This is a genomic window from Streptomyces sp. NPDC005438 (assembly GCF_040606315.1).
In the GTDB taxonomy this organism is placed as follows: Bacteria; Actinomycetota; Actinomycetes; order Streptomycetales; family Streptomycetaceae; genus Streptomyces.
Map to the genome: position 1 here is coordinate 48,055 of NZ_JBEXEP010000003.1, position 18,811 is coordinate 66,865.

The 18,811-nt window shown below is 72.0% G+C and carries 15 protein-coding genes and 1 other RNA gene; 10 read left to right on the forward strand and 6 right to left on the reverse strand.

Annotated elements, in window-relative coordinates; genetic code table 11:
* Positions 1-718: 718 nt before the first annotated feature.
* From ABZT14_RS08450 to ABZT14_RS08460, 3 genes are read left to right on the forward strand one after another with little or no spacing between them, the layout of a single operon-like run.
* Entirely contained in the window at positions 719-1,645 is a 927-nt protein-coding gene (locus ABZT14_RS08450) for a Nif3-like dinuclear metal center hexameric protein (protein ID WP_356298664.1), read from the forward strand.
* Positions 1,642-2,385, forward strand: a complete 744-nt coding sequence (locus tag ABZT14_RS08455) for a C4-type zinc ribbon domain-containing protein (RefSeq protein ID WP_356299300.1) — start codon at positions 1,642-1,644, stop codon at positions 2,383-2,385. The genes ABZT14_RS08450 and ABZT14_RS08455 overlap by 4 nt, the downstream gene beginning before the upstream one ends.
* Complete coding sequence (locus ABZT14_RS08460) at positions 2,385-3,554, forward strand: bifunctional RNase H/acid phosphatase (RefSeq protein WP_356298666.1); 1,170 nt, start codon at positions 2,385-2,387, stop codon at positions 3,552-3,554. The genes ABZT14_RS08455 and ABZT14_RS08460 overlap by 1 nt, the downstream gene beginning before the upstream one ends.
* Here the strand turns inward: ABZT14_RS08460 and yaaA are convergent, their stop codons facing one another.
* Positions 3,555-4,358 carry a peroxide stress protein YaaA gene (gene yaaA / locus ABZT14_RS08465; protein ID WP_356298667.1) on the reverse strand — a complete coding sequence of 268 codons (804 nt, stop codon included), beginning with the start codon at positions 4,356-4,358 and terminating at the stop codon, positions 3,555-3,557.
* A 109-nt stretch (positions 4,359-4,467) separates the two neighbouring features.
* Here yaaA and rnpB point away from each other — a divergent pair.
* Positions 4,468-4,878, forward strand: an RNA gene (rnpB, locus tag ABZT14_RS08470) — RNase P RNA component class A.
* A 33-nt stretch (positions 4,879-4,911) separates the two neighbouring features.
* Here rnpB and ABZT14_RS08475 read toward each other — a convergent pair.
* The 4 genes from ABZT14_RS08475 to ABZT14_RS08490 form a co-directional block, all read right to left on the reverse strand.
* The gene (locus tag ABZT14_RS08475) at positions 4,912-5,757 is read right to left on the reverse strand and encodes a hypothetical protein (RefSeq protein ID WP_356298668.1); all 846 of its coding nucleotides are present in this window, start codon (positions 5,755-5,757) and stop codon (positions 4,912-4,914) included.
* Entirely contained in the window at positions 5,754-6,524 is a 771-nt protein-coding gene (locus ABZT14_RS08480; protein WP_356298669.1) for a MerR family transcriptional regulator, read from the reverse strand. Before ABZT14_RS08480 ends, ABZT14_RS08475 begins: the two co-directional genes overlap by 4 nt.
* A 33-nt stretch (positions 6,525-6,557) precedes the next feature.
* Complete coding sequence (locus ABZT14_RS08485) at positions 6,558-7,409, reverse strand: aminoglycoside 6-adenylyltransferase (protein WP_356298670.1); 852 nt, start codon at positions 7,407-7,409, stop codon at positions 6,558-6,560.
* Positions 7,410-7,620: 211 nt separating this feature from the next.
* Positions 7,621-8,202 (reverse strand): GNAT family N-acetyltransferase, encoded by a 582-nt coding sequence (locus ABZT14_RS08490; protein ID WP_356298672.1) that lies wholly within the window; start codon positions 8,200-8,202, stop codon positions 7,621-7,623.
* Between the two features lie 286 nt (positions 8,203-8,488).
* Between ABZT14_RS08490 and ABZT14_RS08495 the strand changes: the two genes are divergently transcribed.
* The 5 genes from ABZT14_RS08495 to ABZT14_RS08515 all read left to right on the forward strand — a co-directional run bounded on the left by ABZT14_RS08495 (position 8,489) and on the right by ABZT14_RS08515 (position 14,838).
* Complete coding sequence (locus ABZT14_RS08495) at positions 8,489-9,391, forward strand: bile acid:sodium symporter family protein (RefSeq protein WP_356298674.1); 903 nt, start codon at positions 8,489-8,491, stop codon at positions 9,389-9,391.
* A 61-nt stretch (positions 9,392-9,452) separates the two neighbouring features.
* Positions 9,453-9,818, forward strand: coding sequence for a hypothetical protein (locus ABZT14_RS08500; RefSeq protein WP_356298676.1), 366 nt, complete (start codon positions 9,453-9,455; stop codon positions 9,816-9,818).
* Positions 9,819-11,302: 1,484 nt separating this feature from the next.
* Positions 11,303-12,556, forward strand: coding sequence for a multidrug effflux MFS transporter (locus tag ABZT14_RS08505; RefSeq protein WP_356298677.1), 1,254 nt, complete (start codon positions 11,303-11,305; stop codon positions 12,554-12,556).
* Positions 12,529-13,680 carry a serine hydrolase domain-containing protein gene (locus ABZT14_RS08510; RefSeq protein ID WP_356298679.1) on the forward strand — a complete coding sequence of 384 codons (1,152 nt, stop codon included), beginning with the start codon at positions 12,529-12,531 and terminating at the stop codon, positions 13,678-13,680. Before ABZT14_RS08505 ends, ABZT14_RS08510 begins: the two co-directional genes overlap by 28 nt.
* A gap of 108 nt (positions 13,681-13,788) precedes the next feature.
* Positions 13,789-14,838, forward strand: a complete 1,050-nt coding sequence (locus ABZT14_RS08515; RefSeq protein WP_356298681.1) for a small ribosomal subunit Rsm22 family protein — start codon at positions 13,789-13,791, stop codon at positions 14,836-14,838.
* Positions 14,839-15,438: 600 nt separating this feature from the next.
* Here ABZT14_RS08515 and ddaH read toward each other — a convergent pair.
* Positions 15,439-16,224 (reverse strand): dimethylargininase, encoded by a 786-nt coding sequence (ddaH, locus tag ABZT14_RS08520; RefSeq protein WP_356299302.1) that lies wholly within the window; start codon positions 16,222-16,224, stop codon positions 15,439-15,441.
* A gap of 931 nt (positions 16,225-17,155) precedes the next feature.
* Here ddaH and ABZT14_RS08525 point away from each other — a divergent pair.
* Positions 17,156-17,881 (forward strand): bifunctional DNA primase/polymerase, encoded by a 726-nt coding sequence (locus ABZT14_RS08525; RefSeq protein ID WP_356298683.1) that lies wholly within the window; start codon positions 17,156-17,158, stop codon positions 17,879-17,881.
* The last annotated feature ends 930 nt before the right edge of the window (positions 17,882-18,811 follow it).

Consider the following 18,811-nt stretch of genomic DNA (forward strand, 5'->3'; position numbering starts at 1 on the left):
TCGTCATACGGAACGGGACGGCCCCCGGCCACGTGAGGGGGAGCGACCCCCAGACGACGCGGCACCGGCCGACCCCGGCCGTCACGGTGGCCCGGCCACATCAGGGGGAGTGGCCCCACGGCAACTCCACCGACGGTAGGGGCAGTCGGCGTTCCACGAGGCGGCGTACCCCCGGGCACCTCGCCCCCGTGGACGGGGCCGCCCCGGCTGCTCCCGTACGCGCCACCCCTGCTGTCCCGCTAGCGGGGACCTCGGCCACCGGGAGGTGACTTCGGTGCGCGAGTGGACCCCTTCTCTTGGTGACCCGGCCCCCGGAGCGGCCCGGGCTGGGGCCGGGTCACCGCCCCCGGAGCGGCCCGCGTGGACGGTGCGCCACGAGGGGCCGGCGCGGGTGCGCGTAGGCCCGTCAGAGGAGCACCGCCCCGACCGTCGCGAGGCCCGGTCGGCGCTCGGGGCGCAGGCCGCGCCGACACCGCGCAGGCACCCCAGCGACGCCGCACTGTCCACGCGGCGCGCGCCCCGCTACCGGGGCGACGGCTCCCCGGTGGGTGACCGCTTCGGGCCGAGGTCCGAGGGGCCTTGGCGGAGGTCCCACCGGGGTGCCCGGGGGGCGTCAACGCCCCGGCCGGGCAGGGCGGTTGGCGTGACCTCCGGGGGCTGCCGGTGGGCCCCCGGACGGGCTGGGCAGGGGGTCCTCGGTGCGAGGTAGCCTTTCCCCGTGCCCGTACTCTCCGAAGTCATCGCCACCATCGACAGCCTCTGGCCCCGCGAGGAAGCGGAGGCCTGGGACGCCGTGGGAACCGTCTGCGGCGACCCGGACGCGCAGGTCAGCCGGGTGCTGCTGGCCGTCGACCCGGTGCGCGAAGTGGCTGAGGAGGCGGTCGAGTGGGGTGCCGACCTGATCATCGCCCACCATCCGCTCTACCTGCGGGGCACCACGACGGTGGCCGCCGACGGCTTCAAGGGCCGGGTGGTGCACACCCTGATCAAGAACGACGTGGCGCTGCACGTCGCCCACACCAACGCCGACCGCGCCGACCCGGGAGTCTCCGACGCCCTGGCCGGGGCGCTCGGACTGCGGGTGCTGCGCCCCCTGGTGCCCGACCCGGGTGACCCCGAGGGGCGCCGTGGACTGGGCCGTATCTGCGCCCTGGACCATCCCGAGTCCCTGGAGGCTTTCGCCCGGAGGGCCGCCGAACGGCTGCCCGCCACCGCGCAGGGCATCCGGGTGGCCGGTGACCCGGAGCAGCCGGTGCGTACGGTCGCCGTCTGCGGAGGTTCCGGGGACAGCCTCTTCGACCAGGTACGGGCCGCCGGCGTGGACCTCTACCTCACCGCCGACCTGCGCCACCACCCCGCCTCCGAGGCGCGCGAACACTCGCCGCTGGCCCTGGTGGACGCCGCGCACTGGGCCACCGAGTGGCCCTGGTGCGAGCAGGCGGCCAGCCAACTCGACCAGATCTCCGACCGTCACGGCTGGGGGCTGCGCGTCCGCGTCTCCCGTACGGTCACCGATCCGTGGACCGCGCACGCGCCGGCTCCGCACCCTCGGACCCCGGGCACCGAAGGCGCCCGTTCCGACCAGAACTCCGCAGTACACCAGACCTCCGCAGCACACAGAGCAGACTCGGGAGCCCCCAACTGAACGCCTCGCCCGCCGACCAGCTTCGCCTTCTCGACGTCCAGGCACTGGACACCCGCACGCAGCAGCTTGAGCACAAGCGGCGGACCCTGCCCGAGCACGGCGAGATCGAGGCGCTGACCGCCGACCTGAACCAGCTGCGGGACCTGCTGGTGGCCGCCCAGACCGAGGAGAGCGACACCGCCCGCGAGCAGACCAAGGCCGAGGCGGACGTGGACCAGGTCCGTCAGCGCTCCGCCCGCAACCAGCAGCGTCTGGACTCCGGCCAGGTCAACAACCCCAAGGACCTGGAGAGCCTGCAGAGCGAGATCGCCTCGCTCGCCAAGCGCCAGGCCGACCTGGAGGACGTGGTCCTGGAGGTCATGGAGCGCCGCGAGTCGGTGCAGCAGCGGGTGGAGGAGCTGTCGGAGCGGGTGAGTTCGGTGACCGCCAAGGTGGACGACGCCGCCGCCCGACGGGAGAGTGCCCTCGCCGACCTGGACGGGCAGTTGAGCGGTACGGCCAAGGAGCGGCAGGCCCTGGCCGCCGCCGTACCGGCCGACCTGCTGAAGCTCTACGACAAGATCCGTGAGCAGCAGGACGGCGTGGGTGCCGCCCGGCTGTACCAGCGCCGTTGCGAGGGCTGCCGGCTGGAGCTGAACATCACCGAGCTGAACGAGCTGCGGGACGCACCGTCCGAGCAGGTGGCGCGTTGCGAGAACTGCCGGCGCATCCTGGTGCGCACCTCCGAATCGGGTCTGTGATGGCGGGGCGTTCCCTCGTCGTCGAGGCCGACGGCGGTTCCCGGGGCAACCCCGGACCAGCCGGTTACGGCGCCCTGGTACGGGACGCGGAGACCGGCCAGGTCCTGATGGAGACCGCCGAGTTCATCGGGAAGGCCACCAACAACGTGGCCGAGTACCGGGGGTTGATCGCCGGACTGCGGGCCGCCCACAGCCTCGACCCCGAGGCCACCGTGCGGGCACGGATGGACTCCAAGCTGGTGGTGGAGCAGATGTCCGGGCGCTGGAAGATCAAGCACCCCGACATGCGCCCGCTGGCGGCGGAGGCGCGCGGCGTCTTCCCGCCCGGGGCGGTCCACTACGAGTGGATCCCCCGCGCCAAGAACGGCCACGCCGACCGGCTCGCCAACGAGGCGATGGACGCCGGCCGGCAGGGGCGGAAGTGGGAACCGTCCACCTCCACCGCCGAGTTGGACGGTGCGCCCGCCGACCCGGAGCCCGAACCGGAGGAGTCCTCCGCGCTGCGGACACCTCCCACGGCGGGGGCCTGGTCGACGGACCGGCCGCCGGCCACCACCCTGGTGATGCTGCGGCACGGGGAGACCGCCCTGACCCCGCAGAAGAGGTTCTCCGGCAGTGGCGGGGACGACCCGGAACTGTCCCCGGTGGGCCGGGAGCAGGTGGAGTCGGTCGCGGCGGCGCTGGCCAAGCGGGGCACCGTACAGGCGGTGGTCAGCTCTCCGTTGCGGCGCTGCCGGCAGACCGCCGACCTGGTCGCCGACCGGCTTGGCTTGTCGGTGCGGGTCGAGGACGGGCTGCGCGAGCTGGACTTCGGTGAGTGGGAGGGGCTGACCTTCGAGGAGGTCGGCCGTCGCTATCCGGCCGACCTGGCGGCGTGGTTGACCTCCGAGAAGGCCGCCCCGACCGGGGGCGAGTCCTTCGCCGAGGCCGCCCGACGGGTCGCCAGGTCCCGTGACCGGGTGCTGGCCCGGTACGCCGGCCGTACGGTTCTGCTGGTCAGCCACGTGACACCGATCAAGCTGCTGACCCAGCAGGCCCTCGGGGCGCCGGTGAACGCCCTGTTCCACATGGAGCTGGCCCCGGCCTCGCTGTCGGTGGTGGCCCACCACGCGGACGGCAACGCCTCGTTGAGGTTGTTCAACGACACCAGCCAGCGGGGTCGGCCCTGATCACACCTCGGTGACGATCACGTCCAGCCGCCAGGGGCTTCCCGTCCTGTTCGGCGGCTGGGCCTCCACCTGGTAGCCCAACTCCTTGAGCAGCTCGGCCAGTTCGGTCGGGGTCGCCGGTCGGGACGCCTGGAGCAGGGCTCGCAGCAGTCGGCCCTTGGTGGCCTTGTTGAAGTGGCTGACGACGGTCCGCTTCTCCACCCCGTCCACGATCCGCGACTGCAACACCCGTACCGTCGCGGTGCGCTGGGCCAGCTCCCCCTTGGGCTTCCACATCCCCGCGTAGGCGGAGGAGCGCAGGTCCAACAGCAGCCCCTCGCCGACCTGTTCGGGCACCACCTCCTGGAGGGGGGAGCGCCAGTACGGGCCGAGTCCGCCCAGTCGGGGCAGCCGTACCCCGCCCGAGCAGCGGTAGGCGGGCAACGGGTCGCTGAGGCGTACCGCGCCCCACAGCCCGGAGAAGACCAGCACCTCCCGGTAGGCGCGGTCCATGGCGTTCGAGCCGAGGTCCGACAGGCCCAGCGCCTCGTACAGCACCCCGGTGTACAGGGCGGCGGCGGGCAGTACCGGTGTGCTGTACAGCTCGGCGTTACGCGCCACCTCCGCGCGCTGTCCGGTGCTCAACCCCAGTACCTCGCGGGCCCGTTCGGGGTCGTGGGCACACAGCTCCACCAGTTCCTCCGCCACCGCCTTCCGCGCGGTGTTCAGCCCGGGCAGTGACAGGTCCCCCCAGTCCAGGGACCCGCTGGCGGCGCGCTCGACCGGATCGGCCTTGCCTTCGGACGGGGGCAACAGCACCAGCACGGTGGCTCCTCACGTGTGGATCGGACCTGCCCGCAAACCCTACGGCGCCCGGTGGTCCGCACCGTGGACCGGGCCCGACGATCAGCCGCGTACCATGGGGGACGGCAGACGAGCCGTGCGGGCGGTCGCGTCGGAGGCCTTCGGGGCTCCGCCGAGGAACGTCCGGACTTCACAGGGCAGGGTGGTAGGTAACGCCTACCCGGGGTGACCTGCGGGACAGTGCCACAGAAAGCAGACCGCCGAGGGCGAGAGCCACTCGGTAAGGGTGAAACGGTGGTGTAAGAGACCACCAGCGTCCAGGGTGACCTGGACGGCTCGGTAAACCCCACCCGAAGCAAGGTCAAGAGGGGCCGGCGTCCTCGGACGGCGGCCCTGCGCGGACGATCGAGGGCGGCCCGCCCGAGTTCGCGGGTAGACCGCTGGAGGCTGTCGGCGACGGCAGCCCTAGATGGATGACCGCCTCCCCGGGACCCGCGAGGGACCCGGGAGACAGGATCCGGCGTACAGCACGACTCGTCTGCCCCACCCGGGCCCCCGGCGGGGCACCCCCCGGTCATCCCGCCGTGGCCTCCCCGGACGTCCGACGTCGGGCCTCGACCAGGGCCCCGGGGTCGTCGGCGTGCAGATGGATCCGGCGCACCCACTGCCGGCGCCCCAACGGGCGTACGCACTCCACCGGTTCACGCAGTTCCACGGTGACCGTGGTGTGCCCGCCGACCACCAGGTCCAGGGTGCCGTCCGCGTCCAGCCGCAGTGACCGGCCCGAGGGGTAGCGGCGGTGGACCCGTACCGAGGCGACGGCCTCGGCGGGCACCCACAGGTCGAACAGGGCGCCGTACCGGACCCGCAGCGCGCCGTCGGGGGTGACCAGGTGGGGGCGGACCACACAGGAGGCGTGCAGCCCCAGCAGGAACAGCACCCCGTACAGGTCCAGCACCAGGACCACCACGTGGACCAGTGGCCAGGGGATCAGCACCGCCAGCGCCACGGTCTCCACCACCGACACGAACAGCAGCCCCTGCAGTGTCGGGGTCTGGGGGCCGGTGTAACCGGCGGTGTGGTCCCCGGGCCCCACACCGTGGCGCCGCCGCCCCACCCACAGCAACAGGCTGTGCAGCAACCGCAGTTCGTGGACCAGCAGCCGTCGGGGAACGGTCGGCACCAGCGAGGTCACCGTCCGCCCAAGGGCCACCCGAAGGGAAGCGCCATCCGCCCGGTGCGCCAGGAACAGCCGCAGCACCAGCCACCCCTCGGCCGCCAGTACGGTCCCCAGCAGCGCCAGCGCCACGGTGTACGCGGGTGGGGGCACCGCCACCCCGGCGGCCGAGGTGGCCAGCAGCCCCAGTTCCAGGGCGCACGCCGACCCCAGGGCCAGCCGTATCGCGCCCACCCGGGTCACGGTCGCTCCCGCCGGGGCGGGGCGGAGGCCAACGCCAGCATCCGTCGTATGACGGCGGCCTGGGCGGGGGTGAAGTCGGCGAGGAGCGCCGCCTCGAAGGAGGGGTCCTGGTCCCCGTCCCGCATCAGCCGCAGCAACCGCTCGGGGACGGCTTCGACGAGGTCGCGGGCCAGCCGTTCCACCGCCGGGTCGTCCGTCGGGGCCTCGGCCAGCTCGTCCAGGCGCCGGTACAGTTCCCCGACCCGGGCCTGGCCCTCGGCGGTGTCGGTGAGCGAACGCAGCGCGCCCAGCAGGTCCTCCCGCTGGTCTTCTGTCACCAGGCTGTCCAGCAGGGCCAGGTGGGAGCGGTCCTTGGCGGCGCTGGGGGAGTCGGTGGGGGACAGCGCCCCGAACAGTTCCGCCAACTGGTCGGAGACCGGCCCCTCGGGAGGGAGTTCACCCCGTTCGGCCCGCTCGATCAGTACGGCCAGATGCCGTCGGCGCTCGGCGATCACCTCCTGCTGGCGGGCCAGGTCCTCGTCCAACTCGGCCAGTACCTCGCCGAGTTGCCGGTGCGCGTCGTCCGCCAGCACGTCCCGTACCTCGGCCAGCCCCAGGCCCAGGTCGGTGAGCCGGCGGATCCGCGCCAGGACCACCGCGTGCTGGATGCCGTAGTCCCGGTAGCCGTTGGGCAGGCGTTCGGGCTCCGGCAGCAGCCCCTGGTGGTGGTAGTGCCGTACGGCGCGGGGGGTGACACCGACCATGGAGGCCAGCTCTTTGATCCTCATGTGGCCATGAGAAACCCTGCCGTCGCGGCAGGGTCAAGCCTCGCCGAGGACCCGCCGTACGTGCCGGCTCACCGGGGCGTGGAGGGGCAGCAGGGGCAGGTCCAGCAGGTGCGCGGTCTCTTCGGCGACCGTGGCGTACAGCCCTGTCGCTGCCCGGAGGGCGTCGGACATCTCGTCGCGGTGGTAGCCGGGGAACACCGAGGGGAGTGCCTCACGGTAGGCGGCCGGTGTCCAGGAGTCGACATGGTGACCCAGGTGCCAGGTGTCCACCGCCCCCGAGGAGCGGGCGCGGGCGTTCCACTCCAGCAGGGTCAGCAGTTGTTCCCGCATCTCGGCCAGGCGCAGTTGGGCGTGCCACAGGTCCCGGCGTGCCAGGTACACCGGCACCTGGGTCGCCTCGAACCAGAACGTGGTCTGACCGTCACGGAACTCCCCGGCCGTGGGCGGGTGCCAGGGCGGCGGGCCCGGCACCGGTTCGGGCAGGCCCCGGGCGAGCCCGTACGGGTCCAGCAGCACCCGGTACCCGCGCCGGTAGAGGGGGTCCAGCCCCTCACGCACCATGCGGGTCAGCCGTTCGGTACCGGCGAGGGTGAAGTCGACCTTCCGCCCACCCTCGAACACCGCGAGGCAGGTGGGCCAGTCCGGGGCGTCCTCGGCCTCGTTGGCCAGGTGCAGCGCCACCAGGGTGGGCTCGATCGACCTCAACCACCCCTCCTGGCCCACGAGTTCACCGGTACCGGGTCCGATCAGCTCGATGTCCAGGTCCGAGTAGCGGTCCACCCGGTCACCCCGGGCACGGGAACCGGTCTGTACGACCGCGTGGACGCCGGGGTGCCCGCCGGCGAGGTCCAGGATCGACCGGAGCAGTTCTCGGGGGTCCTCCATGGCTCCACCGTAGGGCGCGGGCGTGGGGCGCGGCGACGGCCTGAGACGGTACGGGACCGGTGCGCGCGGGCAACGTGGATGGCCGGTACGGGATGGGGCCGTCGGTCGGTCGCGGTGACCTGCCCAGTTCGTACGGCGCTCGTATGGCGACGGGGCCTGTCGCGGCACGGGGCAGGGGCGGACCGCGCGTTCGTCGTACGGGGCCCTGGGCTCAGTGGGTTCCGCGTACGGGCTCCGCCGACCTGGCGCGCCACTGGTCCACGGTGGTCCGCCAGGCGACCTTTACCCCCGCTTCGCCGGGGGCGCTGGGCCCCTCCGGGTCCGGCGCACGGGACACCTCGGTGAACCCCAGCCGCAGGGCCACCGCGCCACTGGCCGGATTGGCCGCGTCGTGATGGATCTCGACCCGGTCGATGCCGGTCAGCCGGAACGCCTCCCCGGTCAGGGCACCGGCGGCCATGGTCGCCAGCCCGCGTCGGGTCCAGTCCGGGTGGATCCAGTAGCCGATGTCGAGACCGCCGGCGCCGATACGGCGCATCAGGCCGCAACCACCGACCAACGCTCCCCGAACGGTGACCGCGTAGCCGAAGGCCTCCCCCTCCCGCCACTCGGTCTCGTTCCGGGCGAGGAACTCGGTCGCCTGCCGCCGGTCGTGGCTGGCCGCCCACGGCATCCAGGGGCGCAGGTGGTCCAGCGACTCGTGGATCGCCCGATCCAGGGCGTCGAGGTCGGCGGCACGCCATCGGCGCAGTTCCACCTGGTCGTTACGGAGGATTTCGGGAGGTACGTTCATGCCCCGTCATGCTCCCGTGCCCGGGTGGCGGCGGCAACGCGATTACCGTCCGGCGCCCCGCTCGGGGGCCGACCTCCTTCGCTTCGCGGCCCCCGGGGCGGTGCGGAACGAGGGGCAACCTGGCATCGACCACCCCGAGGGGCCTCGACGGCGGGGGCAGGGAGCGAGGGGAGACGCTCGCGACACCGGCTCACCGGGTCGGGCGAGGCCTGGCGGGGGAGGCGTTGGGCAACGCCGTGCCCCCATGGGCTGTACGTCAGGGGCCAGGGGCCGCAGTCTGGGGCCCGTGGATTCCGCTCTTGTCTCCGTGATGCTGCCGCTCGTCCTGGGCGTGATCATGTTCGGCCTCGGTATGGGGCTCACCCTGGCCGACTTCCGTAGGGTCGCCCACCACCCCCGTGCGGTGGTGGTGGCGCTGGGGTGCCAGCTGGTGCTGCTGCCCGGGTTGTGCTTCATGCTGGTGATCGCCTTCGACCTTAGACCCGCGCTCGCGGTGGGGATGATGCTGCTGGCCGCCTCTCCCGGGGGCACCCTGGCCAGCGTCTACAGCCACGTGTTCGACGGCGACGTCGCCCTCAACATCACGTTGACCGCGGTCAACGCCGTCATCGCGGTGTTCACCCTGCCTCTGGTCGTCAACCTCTCCCTCAGCTACTTCATGGGGGACACCGAGTCCCTCGGCCTGCGCTTCGAGAAGACCCTCCAGGTCTTCGCCATGGTGCTCGTCCCGGTCGCGGTGGGCATGGTGGTGCGCGCCCGCTCGCGGGCCTTCGCCCTGCGGTGCGAAAGGCCCCTCAAGGTGGTCTCGGTGGTGGTGCTGTTCGCGGTCGTGGTCGGCGCGTTGGTGATGGAGCGCTCCCACGCCGGCGACTACTTCCGTGACGTCGGACTGGTCGCCCTGCTGTTCAGCCTGACCTCGCTCACCGTCGGCTACGGGGCCAGCCGACTGGCGCGGGTCAGCCACCGGCAGTCGGTCGCCGCCTGCATGGAGATCGGGGTACACCACACCACCCTGGCGCTCGCCATCGCTCTCAGCCCCGCGTTGCTGGACAGCACCGAGATGGCCGTCCCCTCCGCCGTCTACGGCATCCTGATGCTGGTCACCACCGCTCTGGCCGGCCTGTTGCTACGGCGCCTCGCCCCGCGGGGGGAGGATGCCCCCGAACCGTCACTCGCGGTACGGGACTGATCCGAGGCCCACGCCCTACGGGCCCGCAGCGTGACGAGGGGGGAGAGTTCTGGGTTACTGGGTGATCTTCGGGAGCTTCGTGGTGATGGCCGTGGCCAGCGCATGGGTGGCCTGCCTCGGCTACCGGGGTCGGATCTGCGACCCCGCGTACGGTGACCGGATTCCCGAGCGGGTGCGTACGGATCCTCAACTGGTGCGTCGCGCCAACGCGTTGGTGCGGCACTGGTGCACCGGTGCCGCCGTCCTCAGCCTGGCGCCGCTCCCTCCGCTGGTGAGTGTCCTGCTCAGCGACGGCGGCCGATCCCTCTCCCTGTGGGGACTGCTGGTGTACGCGGGATACGGGATGGTGGTGGTCGTGATCGGCAGCTACCCCTTCGAGAAGATCCGGCACCTCCCCGAGGGCGGTTCGGAGCCGGGGCAGGACTGACCGCACTGGTGGCCTGCCGGCAGGCCCTCGTCGGCTGTGCCCGAGCCGTACCGGTACGAGCGCGACACCGGTGAGGACCGGGCCCCGGGGTTCACCGGCGAGCTGCGGTCCGCCCAGGTGTCGGCGGGGACGAGGCACGCGCCGTGACTTCCCCTGGAGCGGGCACCACGGTGAGACCTGGGGTCGCGGTACGGGGCGGTCCTCTCGCCGTTGTTGTCGACATGGCGACGGTGGGGCCGGCCGGGGCGTTGGGGAGGTGGGAGCGGCTCCTTCCGTCGCGGTCATCGAGTTGGCGGTTCCCTCGGCCTGGGGCGAACGTGGTGTCCCGTTGGTGGCGCTGGTGCTGGCCGGCCTCGTCGTAGGACCAGCCGGCGCTGCCGTTGTCCTTGGTACGTGGTTCTGCGGGGGCAGCCCTCGGCTGTGCCGTGTGAGGTGACGTTGCCTTCCGGGTCGTAGCGGTACTGCCAACAGTTGTTCGTTGGCGAGCCCCGGGTCTCGTCGGTGCGGGGCAAGCGTCCCGCGCTGTCGTTGCTGTGGGTGTGCTGTGGCCCTGCGGCCGGGTGAGTGGCGGTACGGATGGGTTCGCCGTCAGTGGCCTTGCCGCTGGGGGCGGGGGAGTCAGTGTGGGCGAGGTCGGCGGCCGGGCTTCCGGGGGTTGGCCGTGTCCGTGGGACGACGACAGTGGCTCACCAGTGGAGGGCGTGGGTCTGCTCCCCACCTCGACCTGCCCTTGTGGCGGCCACTGCGCCGGCCGCGTGAGGAAGGGGGATACCGGCTCTGGGTAGGTGAGGTGGTGACCCGGTAGCCGAGGGGCCCGGGTGATCCCTGTCACGGGGCTGTCTGGTGTCGGACGGTGCTCCCTGGAGGGCTGGGCGGGAGGTTGCCGTGGTGCGGGGAGGGGGCGTGACCGCTGATGACGGGGGCTGGTGTGCGGACGCGGGAACTCCCCTCCCCGACAGGGCCGTTGGGGAGGCGAACCACCCTCGTGTGTGCTGCCGGTGTGCTGTCGGACCGAGAACGGCCCCATTCCCAACCTGGGTCGATTCGCGTACCTGGGACAATGGGGGCGAACCTGATCGCCCCTGGAGAGGTGTATGACGGAGCCCTGCCCCCGCCCCCCGACCAAAGAGCCATCCTCATCACCTCGTTCGGGCCTCCGAACGCCCGAGGCGGAGGGAGGGCCGAACGGGGACCGGGGGCGACCTCTCGACGGAGGTGATCGTTCCGTTCCGGTGGGCGACTCCGGCGCCCCCTCGCACGAGATGCCGGGGGAACCGGCTCTGGCACGGACACCCTCGGCCGGCGAGATCACCACGGGGGCCACCCCCATACGCCCGCCCCGCCTCGGACGGGGCCGTGGGCTGCTGCGGCGGATACGGGGCAACCGTGCCGGGGGTGGGCAGGAAGGGATGCCGCCCGCGCCGTCCGGTACTTCGACAGCCCCGGGCAAGGCACTCCACGGCGGTGAACCTCCCGCTACCGAGGTGGGGGAACCACTTGACTCCGAGGTCGGGCCACTGGCGCCCTCGCTGGGGCGCGCGCAACGGGTGGGTCTGCTACTGACGTTGATCCTCGGTGGGCTCACCGCGATGCCCGCCCTCTCCATGGATCTCTACCTCCCGGCCCTCCCCGAGGTCGGCCACACCCTGCACAGCAGTGCGGCGGCGGCCCAACTCACCCTCACCGCCTGCATGTTGGGGCTCGCTCTCGGCCAGCTGGTCGCGGGCCCACTCAGTGACCGCTTCGGCCGTAGGCGTCCCCTCGTGGTGGGGCTCAGCGCCTACACCCTCGCCAGCGTCGGGTGCGCGCTGGCGCCGAACCTTGAGGCCCTGGTCGCCACTCGGGCGCTCCAGGGGCTGTGTGGGGCCGCCGGCATCGTCATCGCTCGTGCCATCGTGCGTGACCTGTTCGACGGGCTGGCCATGGCGCGTTTCTTCTCGACGCTGATGCTGGTCTCCGGTGCGGCACCCATCCTGGCCCCGGTGTTCGGTGCCCAACTGCTGCGCTTCACCGACTGGCGTGGGGTGTTCGTGGCCCTCGCCGTGATGGGCGTCCTCCTGACTCTGGTGGTACTGCGCCTGTTGCCGGAGACTCTGGCGCCGAGCCGACGGCAGGCCGGGGGCCTGGTCACCTCCCTACGGGTCACGCGAGGCCTTCTCGCGGACCGGGTGTTCAGCGGTTACGTGCTGACGGCGAGCCTGTCCTTCGCCGCGTTGTTCGCCTACGTGTCGGCCTCACCCTTCGTGGTGCAGAAGCTCTACGGCGCCTCGCCCCAGATGTTCAGCCTGCTGTTCATGGTCAACTCCGTGGGGCTGGTGGCCATGAGCCAGGTCAACGGCCGGCTTCTGGTGGGGCGGGTGTCCGCTGACCGTACGGTGGCCGTCGGGCTGGCGGTGGTGACGATCGCCGCCGTCGCCCTGTTGGTGATGACCTCGGGTGTGGTCGGTCACGCCGACCTCTGGATGATCGCCGGCGGACTCCTGGTCCTGATGTCGGCGATGGCTCTGATCATGCCGAACGCCTCCTCGCGGGCCCTGATGCGCGCCTCCCACGCGGCGGGCTCCGCCTCCGCACTGATCGGCACCAGTCAGTTCCTGATGGGGGCCGTGGCCACACCACTGGTGGGTATCGCGGGTGAGGGAACGGCCGTACCGATGGCGACGGTGCAACTGGTGGCCGTGCTGCTCGCTTCCTTCTGCTTCCTGGGACTGTGCCGGCCGTGGCGTACACAAGACTGAGACCGGCCGATCCCGCACGGGCCGGGCTGAGAGTGGAACGACTGCGGGTGCTCGTCGACGACCTGGACCGCCTCCCCGAGAAGGGATGGTGTGCCGGTGCGGTGACCCTGATCGGGCGAGGCCCCTACGTGGCCCTGGAGCACGCCACCGGCTGGGCCCTGCGCTATGCCTCCTGGGACCCGGTGGCCCTCGTCGGCAGGGAACTGCCGACGGAACAGTGGGTGCCCATGCGTGAGAACACCGTGTTCGACCTCGCCTCGGTGACGAAGCTGTTCACGGCCATCGCCGTCCTCCAGCAGGTCGAACGGGGAACGGTGGACCTCGACACCCCGGTGGCTCACTACGCTCCCGAACTCGTGGCGGCGAAGCGGCACCGTTTCACCCTGCGCGGCCTCCTGACCCACACCACCGGGCTCCGCCCCGAACTCCCGCTGTACGAACTTCCCGTGGCCCGGCGGTGGGAGCGGGTCTGGGCGGAGGAACCCGAAGGGAGGGGCGGTGACTACCGTTACTCGGACCTCAACTTCCTGCTGACCCAGACGGTGTTGGAACGGGTGGGGGGCGCGCCTCTGGACGTACTGCTGGAGGAGGGGGTCACCCGTCCCCTCGGCATGAGGGACACCCGGTTCCGGCCCCCGAGGTCCTGGCATCGCAGGGCGGCGGCCACCGAGGACCAGCGCAGGCCGTGGGCCAAGGCCGACCGGGGGTTGCTGCGCGGTGAGGTCCACGACGAGAACGCCGCCGCCTTGGGCGGGGTGGCCGGGCACGCCGGCATGTTCTCCACCGCGCGGGACATGGCGGTGCTGTGCCGCACCCTGCTCACCGGGGGAGCCTACGGGCCAGCCCGGATACTCACCCCCTCCTCGGTGGCCCAGTTGCTCGCGCCCCCTGGACTGGGGTTCGTGGTCAACGAGCCGAGGTTCATGGGGGAGTTGGCGGGCCCTCTCAGTGAGGGGCGGGCCGCTGGTCACACGGGGTTCACCGGCACCAGCGTGGTGCTCGATCCGGTCACCGACACCTTCGTGGTCCTGCTCGCCAACAGGGTCCACCCGGTACGGCGCCCCGCGGACAGCGGCCCCCGAGCCATGGTCGCCACACACGTGGCCCGAGCCGTGCGCAGCTGAGGCGCTGACCCGGAGGGCCCTGTCGCTTCGGGGCGCCGTGAGGGCGGTGCGCCCCCGTCCCGATGCACCGCGTCTCCGGGAGGGCCCGACCCTCCCTAGACTGTCGGCGTGACGGAGCACGAACTGCGGGCTGGGCTCGCCACACTGCTGGACGGCCTTCCCCCGCGCCGGCTCTCGGCCGCCGTGGACGGACTGATCGCGACCTACCGTGGACGCATTCCCACGGACGCCCCCGTGCTTCGTGACCGCGCCGACGTGACCGCGTACGCCGCGTACCGGATGCCCGCCACCTTCGCGGCGGTGGCCGCCTCCCTGCGGGCCCTGTCCGAGCGCTGGCCGGACTGGCACCCCGCCAGCCACCTCGACGTCGGCGGAGGCACCGGAGCGGGGGTGTGGGCGGCGGCGTCGGTCTGGCCAGACGAGGGCGAGCCCTCCACGCCACGTCGCACCACCGTCCTGGACTGGGCCGAACCCGCCCTGGACCTGGGCAGGGAGCTGGCCCAGCTGTCCGAAGACCCCGCCGTGCGAGGCACCCGGTGGGAGCGGCGCCCCCTGCACGCTGAGGCCCGCCAGGGAGAGCAGCCGCTGCCAGAGGCCGTGGAACTGGCCACCGTCTCCTACGTGTTGGGGGAACTGCCGCCGGCCTCGCGGGAGGCGCTGGTGACGACGCTCGCCCAGCGAGCCACCGCGCTCGTCGTGGTGGAACCCGGCACCCCGGACGGCTACCTGCGTGTGCGTGCCGCCCGCGAGTTGATGGTGCGGGCCGGCCTGAGGGTGGTCGCCCCCTGCCCGCACAGTGAGCAGTGCCCCATCGACCCTCTTCGGGGCGCCACGGCCAACCGGGCGTCGGGGGACTGGTGCCACTTCGCCACCAGGGTCAGCCGGTCCTCCCTGCATCGGAAGATCAAGGACGCGTCCATGGCCTGGGAGGACGAGAAGTTCAGCTTTGTGGCGGCGGTGAACGACCAGAAACGGGTGGAGCCCGCACCGGCCCGGATCGTCCGCAAGCCCCAACTGCGTAAGGGGCAGGTCCTGTTGGACCTGTGCGCACGGGACGACGGGCTCACCCGGCGGACGGTCAGCAAGCGTCAGGGCGGCGTCTACCGGGACGCCAGGAACGCCGCGTGGGGCCAGAGCTGGCCGCCACCCCAGGACTGACCCGTACCACCCCTGCTGCCCGCCGGGACCACGTCTCCACCAGCGCGAGACCGACCGCGTCAGACGGCTCCACTTCCCTGCTTTCCTCATGCTGACCCCCGTGTACCCGGGCCCGGTGACCGGACCCTGATCTTGGGGCGCCAGGCAGGAGAAGCTGGTGATGCCGCCGCAGCTCCCTGTCCGCTGTCGAACGTGGGTTCGGTGGCGCCCGAGAGGCAGCTTGAGCGGCAGTGAGGGAGTTTGGCCAGGGGAACGGTGCTCCGTTCACCGGTTCGAGTGGCTCCGCGGGGTCCAACTCCATAGTTATCCACAGGCGTTGCGGACCGCTCCCGACGCGAGCAACATCATTCCGGCGGTCGGGAAGGAAGCCGACGGGGGCACGACCGCCGACGGGGGCTGAAGGCCGGTGGGATCGCCTCGGGTCTTCAGCCCCCCGTGATCACGCAAGAGGTCCCGCTCGATGAGGGGACTGGCAACGACCACACCGCCCGGCTCGGGTCACCGCGACCACGAAAGGCCAGGCACGAACGGGGACGGGAGAAGCGCATGGGGAACGGTTGTTCCGGCGGGCGGAGCCGCCCGCCGGAAAGGTGGATCAGATCAGTCGCGAAGCTCAGCCGTGCAGCACTTCACGCTGCCGCCGCCCTTGAGCAGTTCGCCCAGGTCCACGCCGATCGGCTCGTAGCCACGCTGGCGAAGCGGCTCGAAGAGCCCCACCGCCGCCTGCGGCACCAGCACGTGGTGACCGTCGCTGACCGAGTTCATCCCGAACGCCTTGGCGTCCGCCTCCTCGGCGATGAGCGCGTTGGGGAAGAGCTTCGCCAACACCGCCTGGCTGCCCTCGGAGAAGGCGTCGGGGTAGTACATGACCTCGCCGTCACCGGAGTCGTCGAGCACCGAGAGCGCGGTGTCCAGGTGGTAGTAGGAGGGGTTGACCAGATCGAGCCCGATCACCGGCCGTCCGAAGAACTCCTGCGCCTCGGGGTGGGAGAGCGGACTGCTGCGGAAGCCCCGTCCGGCCAGCAGCCACCTCTCGGTGACCGCGAAGTCCCCCTCGCCCTCGTTGACATGCTCCGGGATCTTCACGCCCGGGAAGCCGTTGGTCTCGTACCACTCACGATGCGCCGCCGCCTCGTCCTGGCGCTCTGGGTGGGCGAAGCTCGCCCCCAGCACCTTGCCGTCGACGACCAGGGCGCCGTTGGCCGCGTAGACCATGTCCGGGAGGTCCTCGTGCGGTTCGAGCTCTTCCACGGTGTGGCCCAGCGAACGGTAGAGGTCCCGCAGATGCTCCCACTGGGTCATCGCGAGGGGGAGATCCACCGGCTTGCTCGGATCCATCCAGGGGTTGATGGAGTAGGTGACCCGGAAGTGGGTCGGGGGGCACATCAGGTAGCGGCGGGGTGCATACAACGAAGGCTCCTCACGAGGTTGATGTGCGGACGATGTGTGCGTTGTCTCCCACACACATCTCGGCCCACCTGGCCCCTTGTGAGGACCGTCGGGCCGAGTTCCATGCACGGGTCGGGCAGTTGGGCTTCCTCCGAAGTGGGGTGGGCCGCACCGGCCGCCTCGCTCCGGGAAAGGGATCGAGCGGTGACGTGGACCTCCCGCAGGGTGGTCTCCGGCCGGAGACCGGCACCACGCCCACGGAGAGTCGACGCGTCCGTGGTGCCGCCTCCGAAACCGCAGGGGTCTGTTTCGGCCAGGCGAGAGCCGGGGCCGACAACAAGGGAGGTGTGCACGCGAGCGCGCCGCCGCGCCATAGGCACGGTAGCTGAGGATTCTTGCGGGGACGAGACCAGACGACCGGAAGTCCCCACCCACTCCGGGTGGAACCCCGCGCTTCTTCCGTTGTCCGAGGTCCGCCCCCGTGAGGGGTGGAAAGTGATTCCCCCCACCCCGGCGAGGATGAGGACGTCCACGCCTGGTCGATCTTCCGTACCTCCCGGGACCTGCTGCGATGCCCGGGTCGGGTGTTGACCGCAGGGTCGCCAGTCCGCCTGTTCCCCGGGGCCCGTGCCCGCCGGCTGCTCCGTCGCTCCGGTGCCGAGGCACGGGAAGCGCGGAGGAGCTGCGCGGGGGTGCCGGAGTATCTCCGAAGACCCGCCCCCTCTCCCGGTTCCCTTCTTCGCCCGCGGGTCTGGCGGGCGGAGACGTGGGCTGGACGGTGGACGGTTCGGGAACGCCATGCCCCCTGATCTGGGGAATGGATGCTGGGGTACGTCGTGTTTTCGTACCCTCAGGGGTGTTCTGTTTCCTGGCCCAGCCGCGCCTCCCCTCAGCGGTGTGGTGGGCGTGGTCGCGAGTGAGGCGGTAGATGGATCACAAACGTAGGTTTCCCTCCTGGCTTCGTAGGCGGCAACGGGGTGGAGCGGACCAGGGCGACGCGGCCCTGGAGGGGGCCACCCGCGAACGGCTCCTCCTCGCGGCGGTCCAGTGCGGTTTCCCGCTGGCTCCGGCCGCGCACCCCTCGGGCTACGGGTGTTCCTGCGTACGTATCGGCTGTCCGACCCCGGGGAGACACCCACTGTCCTTCGCCTGGCAGACCCAGGCGACCACGGAGGCCGAACAGGTTCTGAGGTGGGCGAGGAACGACACCGCCGCCAACTTCATCACCGCGACCGGACGGAGCCACGACGTTCTGGACGTGCCACTGGACGCGGGCGAGGAGGCCCTGGCGAGGCTGGAGGCCGAGTCCGTGGAACTGGGCCCGGTGGCCCAGGTGGGCGAGGAGCGGATGCTCTTCTTCACCGCCACCCGTGGCACACCCGAGGACGAGGACGAGTGGTGGCCCTGCGAACTGGACTCCCACCCGGAGACCATGGCCGAGCACCCTGGGCTGCGATGGCATTGCCGGGGCAGCTATGTCCTGGTTCCGCCGGCGGGCCTCCCGCAGGAGGCCAAGGTCACATGGCTGCGCGAACCGGCCCCCGAGACACCGCTACCTGATCCACTGACCCTGCTTGAGGCACTCACCGATGCCTGCGCGGCCCACGTGGGCGAGGACTACGAACGGGACTCGTCACCGTGGCCGGTTCCCTGACCTTCTTCCCCAGAGGCAACGTTCCTCCAGATCCCGCCGGGTGGGCAGCCCGGAGGCGGGGCGTGCCCCCAGACCACCCAGACTGAGCCGCCGCGTCCTCCCCACGAGGCAGGAGGCACGAGGCGCAAGGCACGAGGAAGAGAGGGCGACCAGAGGCAGGACGGCGCGTGACGTGGGCGACGGGACGTCTCCCTTCCGTTCGCCCTCGGCCCAGGAGGGGGCACCGGCAAGCCGGCCACCGGGTGGTCGATCCGCTCTGGGCGGAGGCGAACGGGGCGTATGCCGTAGCCCGAGAGAGCTGGAGTGCGCGCACTGGGCTGGGGCGGCCGAGCGCGGGGTTTCCGTACCGGTATGGCGTGTGCCGTGTTCGTGGGTGAGGGGCGGAGGGCCTGGCCCCGGGCCCGCGCGCTGGCGTTGCCCCGGCCCCTCGGGACCTCTCGCTCGGGCCTTCTCGGGAGGGTGGCTCGGTTCGCCTGCGGGGGCTGAGGTGGCGGAAGGCTGGCGGCGTGGGGCGGGCCGACCGGCGGGCTCGGTGGGGAGCCCCTGGGCGCATCCCCCTCGCGCCCGGCCGTCGGGGGAGGTCTCGGGGGCCGGCGGTATGAGGTGATGCACTCGTTCCGAGAGGTCGGCTTGGTGGTCCCGGCAGCTCAGCTGCCGCACGGGTCGGCCCCGGACCCATGGGCCCGCGCAGGAGTTCGTGGCAGTGACATGGCGCGGACGAGGCACTGCCCATGGGCGGGGTCCCCGGTGTGGGGGAGCCCAACGAAAGCCCGCTCGGAACAGCCGACAGCCACCCACGGTTGCCGGCCACCGGACGGCTGCCCCACGGTGCCCCCGCCTGCCGCCTGCCGCCTGCCGCCTGCCGCCTGCCGCCTGCCGCCTGCCGCCTGCCGCCTGCCGCCTGCCGCCTGCCGCCTGCCGCCTGCCGCC